This window comes from Clostridium sp., assembly GCF_051654825.1.
Lineage (GTDB): Bacteria > Bacillota > Clostridia > Clostridiales > Clostridiaceae > Clostridium.
The window spans coordinates 1-4,696 of the sequence record NZ_JBOFYU010000194.1 but is presented as its reverse complement, the minus strand read 5'-3'; the positions used below and the strand labels follow the sequence as shown (position 1 = coordinate 4,696).

Below are 4,696 nucleotides of genomic sequence, written 5' to 3'. Positions count from 1 at the left end.
TTTTTGCATTGTATTTGGATTTACTGCAGCTTCAGCAGCTAAATCCCTTACTGATGGAAGCTTTTCACCTGACTTATATTCACCTGAAACAATCTTTATAGTGATTTTTTCAATTAATTGAGTATAAATAGGTAGAGTATCTTTAAATTCCCATGCCATTATATCAGCTCCTTCTAATTGTATTTCTGTACCTTTGTATTAAGTTCTTAATACAATAATATTATTCTTTATATTATTTGTCAATAGAAATTAATTTATATTTACACTCTAGTAATCCATCCAACATAACACTATACTAAATCTTAATACATATAATTAAATTACTTATATTTTGAAATACAGTAAGTATATATGAAAAAAAATAATTAAATGTAAGGAGAATAACTATGAATAAGCTTATTAAAAGTACGTTTTACATTTCAATAATAAGTACATTCTTCTTAATAGGATGTACTTCACAAACCCCAACAAAGGAAGCTGATTTTACTAAGAAAGAAGACACCTCTCAGGATTTAGAAAACCAGGTTGATGATATTCTAGGAGATAAGCTAGATGTTCTATCAGAAGGAGTTAATGATATTAATAATGCATCAAATGATATAGAAATGACTAAAAATGAATACATTGAAGACTTAAATAACTTAGAAAGTAATTTAGATTTATCCTTAAAGGATGATTATGATAGTGGAGTTACATCTCAAATGCTAGAAGCTGCATCTAAGGAATTTGAAGAGTGGGATAAAAAACTTAATGAAATTTATACAAGCATACAATTAAAGCTTCCTGAAGATGAAGGTAATAAATTAATAGAAGAAGAACTTAACTGGATTAAATCTAGAGATGAAAAAAGTGAAGCAGCAGCAAATGAATTTAAAGGTGGAACAATGGAATCACTAAATAAAGTTATGAGTTTAATAAATAGTACAAAGGAAAGATGTTATGATCTACTTCATAAATATTACTAAAATTAATGTTCTTTAACATCTTATTTGTTATAATAAGTGTAATTAAAATATAAAAGGAGGAACTAAGTGTGAATTACGATTATATCCATAATTATAGTGAGGATGAATTTGAAGATATTCAATCTCATTTCGATGGAAAAGCTGAATATGATAATGGATTAATATTTTTAAGTTCAACAACCTCAATAAAGCATAATGAAATAAAAAGAAATATTTTAACTGAGCTTTCAATATTTTTAAAAAGATCTAAATGTAAAGTTTATGATGAACAAATTGAAGTTATTTTTAATTCTAAAGATGACGTTAGAAAATATAAGCCAGATATTTTTGTTATGTGCGAAGATGCTACCAAAAAAGGTGAAAGCTTTACTTCAGCTCCTAAGATAATATTTGAAATACTTTCTAAATCCACAGCTAAATTTGATAAGGGAAGAAAATATGACACCTATGAAAGATTTGGAGTTTTAGAATATAACCTTGTTGAACAAACTGGATTCATTGTTCAACATCAACTTATAGATGGAGCATATCAAATAGTGAATGTATATAAGAATGATGATGAGTATTCATCTGTAGTTTTTCCAGATTTAAAAATTAATTTAACAGATATATTTGAGTAAATTTAAAGTGCCTAATTTTTAGGCACTTTTTTTACTTAAAATTTATATTTTCTCTTAATTATTTGTTAATATTTTCTATATATATATAGTATGTTATACTTAATTGTAACTGTAAAAAAAATGTAAAATGTTCGTAAAATTTCTGTTGTTTGAAAGGAGGATAGACATAAGAAAAATCTAGATATTTAAAGTTAAAAGGGAGGAAAAAATGAGAGGGAAAAAAATTATAAGTGTCCTACTATCTGCATTAATTTTTACGTCTTTTTGCAAAGTTGATGCTTTTGCAGAAAATTTAATAAAAGATAGTAGTGAAATAGTATCTAATATCCAATCTGATTATGGAAGAAAAATTTCTTTTAATGAAGATTGGAAGTTTAATTTAGGAAATGTTCCTGCTGCTAAAGATAAGAATTTTGATGATAGTGCTTGGAGAGATTTAACTTTACCTCATGATTGGAGCATTGAATTAGATTTTAATAAAAATTCTCAATCAACTCATGAAGGTGGATATTTAGATGGGGGAACTGGTTGGTATAGAAAGACCTTTGTTTTACCTAAAACTATGGATGGAAAAGAAATAAGCATTAACTTTAATGGTGTTTATATGGATAGCTATATATATGTAAATGGTAAGCAAGTTGGAAATCATCCTTATGGCTACACACCATTTTCATTTAATATTACTGATGAATTAATTGCTGATGGTGTAACAGAAAACGTTATCTCAGTAAAGGTTACTAATGAGCAACCAAGTAGTAGATGGTATTCTGGTAGTGGTATTTATAGAGATGTAAATCTTACTGTAACAGAAAAAATTCATGTAGCTGAATATGGAACTTATGTAACTACACCTGATTTAAAAAATGAATATAAAAATGGTAATGCAAAGGTTAATATTCAAACAGATGTAGTTAATAATGAAAATGAAGAAAAAGAAGTAGTAGTAAAATCTAAGGTAATAAGCAATGATGGAAGTATTGTAGCTGAAAATATTTCTACTGATAAAATAGAATCCTCAACTACAAAGAAGTTTAATGCTGATGTTAATATTTCTAATCCTATATTGTGGGGAACAGAAAACCCTTATTTATATACTTTAGAAACTACTGTAATAGTAAATAATGAAGAAGTAGACAAGTATTATACAGACTTTGGTGTAAGATGGTTTGAAATGACAGCCGACAAAGGTTTCTTTTTAAATGGTGAGCAAATGAAGCTAGAAGGTGTATCTATGCATCATGACCAAGGAGCTTTAGGAGCTATTGATAATAAAGCGTCTATAAGAAGACAAGTTAAAAAGCTAAAGGAAATGGGAGTAAATTCTATAAGAGTTACACATAACCCTGCTTCTGATAATTTAATAGAAATATGTAATGAAGAAGGAATCTTATTAGTAGATGAAGCCTTTGATGGATGGTATTCAGCAAAGAAAACTTATGACTATGGAAGATTCTTTGAGAAAAAATCTATTTATGGAAATATGACTTGGGCAGAATTTGATATTAAGCAAATGGTCCATAGAGGTAAAAATGCCCCAAGTATAATTATGTGGTCTCTTGGAAACGAAGTATGGGTAACTCAAGAAGCTAAAGGTCAAGAAATGACTAGAAAACTTAGAGATTGGGTAAATGAAATAGATGATACTAGACCTACAACCTATGGAGAATCATTATTCCAATTAGGCGAAAATGGTGAAGGTGGTCATGAAATAGCTTGTGATGAAGTAGATACAGTTGGATTTAACTATGGAGATAATCATTATGACTTTTTCCATGAAAAATATCCTGATTGGGTTATCTATGGTTCTGAAACATCATCAGCATTAAGAAGTAGAGGAGAGTATGCACATCCTGAACAAAAAAATGTTATGGATAATCATGCTGATCTTCAACAATCTTCTTATGATAATGATTATGTAGGATGGGGAAAGACAGCGGAAGATTCATGGAAAATAGATAGAGATAGAGAATATGTCCAAGGACAATATATCTGGACAGGATTTGATTATATTGGTGAGCCAACTCCCTATATTAATAAATTCCCATCAAAGTCTTCATACTTTGGAGCTATAGATACTGCTGGTTTTGAAAAAGATGCCTTTTATTTCTATCAAAGTCAGTGGTCAGAAGAGCCAATGGTTCATTTATTGCCTCACTGGAATTGGGAAGATGATAAAAGCATAATGGTAGATGGAGATAAAATATTATTATATGCTTATACTAATGCTAATTCAGTAGATTTATATTTTAATGAAGACCTAAAAAGCAATGAATTAGGTACCTTAATAGATAGTAAAGGCTACGATATTACTAATGCAGGGTACAATGGTAGATATAAAGAAACTGCTGATGGAAAGCTACATTTAGAATTTAGAATTCCTTATAAGCCAGGAAAATTAACAGCTATAGCTAAGGATGAAAATGAAAATGAAATAGCTAGAGATGAAATAAAAACTGCAAAGGAAGCTAAAAAAATAGAATTAACTCCTGATAGACAAGTAATATCAGCTGATGGTTATGATTTATCATTTATAACTGTAGATATTCTTGATGAAAATGGAACATTTATGCCTACAGCAGATAATCTATTAAATTTTGAAGTAAGAGGAAATGGTAAAATAGTTGGTGTTGATAATGGTAATGCAGCTAGTGTTGAAAGATATAAGGACAATAAAAGAAAGGCATATAACGGTAAGGCTCTAGTTATAGTTCAATCAACAAAGGATGCAGGTTCATTTACATTAACTGCTAAAGGTCAAGGTCTTTCATCTGATAAAGTAACGGTTTATACAGTTGACGATGATTTAAACGAAAATAGAATAATTGGATATGATATAAATGATGTTAGTGTTCCTGTAAAAGGAAGTTTAGCTTTACCTGAAACTATTAAGGCTATTTATTTAAATGGTTCTAATAGAGATGTACGTGTTACTTGGGAAGAAGTATCAAGTGAAAAGCTAGAAACGCCAGGTATATTTACAGTTAAAGGACAAGTTAATGAAAGTAATGACGAAGTATTTATAAATGTTATAGTAAAAGACATTGTAGGTGTGTTAGATACAAGATTACTCGCTGCTGTTGGTGGAAGTGTAACTCTTCCTAGTGAAGTTTC

4 protein-coding genes are annotated in these 4,696 nt (G+C 29.1%); 3 read left to right on the top strand and 1 reads right to left on the bottom strand.

Annotated features, from left to right (window positions below):
* Nucleotides 1-159: GntR family transcriptional regulator (locus ACRDBA_RS11145; protein WP_438572990.1), on the bottom strand; the 159-nt coding region annotated here is incomplete at its 3' end.
* A gap of 227 nt (nucleotides 160-386) precedes the next feature.
* Here ACRDBA_RS11145 and ACRDBA_RS11140 point away from each other — a divergent pair.
* The 3 genes from ACRDBA_RS11140 to ACRDBA_RS11130 all read left to right on the top strand — a co-directional run.
* Nucleotides 387-965, top strand: a complete 579-nt coding sequence (locus tag ACRDBA_RS11140; protein ID WP_438572989.1) for a lysozyme inhibitor LprI family protein — start codon at nucleotides 387-389, stop codon at nucleotides 963-965.
* A 68-nt stretch (nucleotides 966-1,033) separates the two neighbouring features.
* Entirely contained in the window at nucleotides 1,034-1,585 is a 552-nt protein-coding gene (locus ACRDBA_RS11135) for a Uma2 family endonuclease (RefSeq protein ID WP_438572988.1), read from the top strand.
* Between the two features lie 208 nt (nucleotides 1,586-1,793).
* Nucleotides 1,794-4,696, top strand: a 2,903-nt coding sequence (locus tag ACRDBA_RS11130) for a glycoside hydrolase family 2 TIM barrel-domain containing protein (protein WP_438572987.1), incomplete at its 3' end; no start/stop codon positions are given.

Coding starts and splice junctions, on each gene's coding strand:
- ACRDBA_RS11140 (WP_438572989.1), top strand. CDS start 387: ATGAATAAGCTTATTAAAAGTACGTTTTACATTTCAATAATAAGTACA.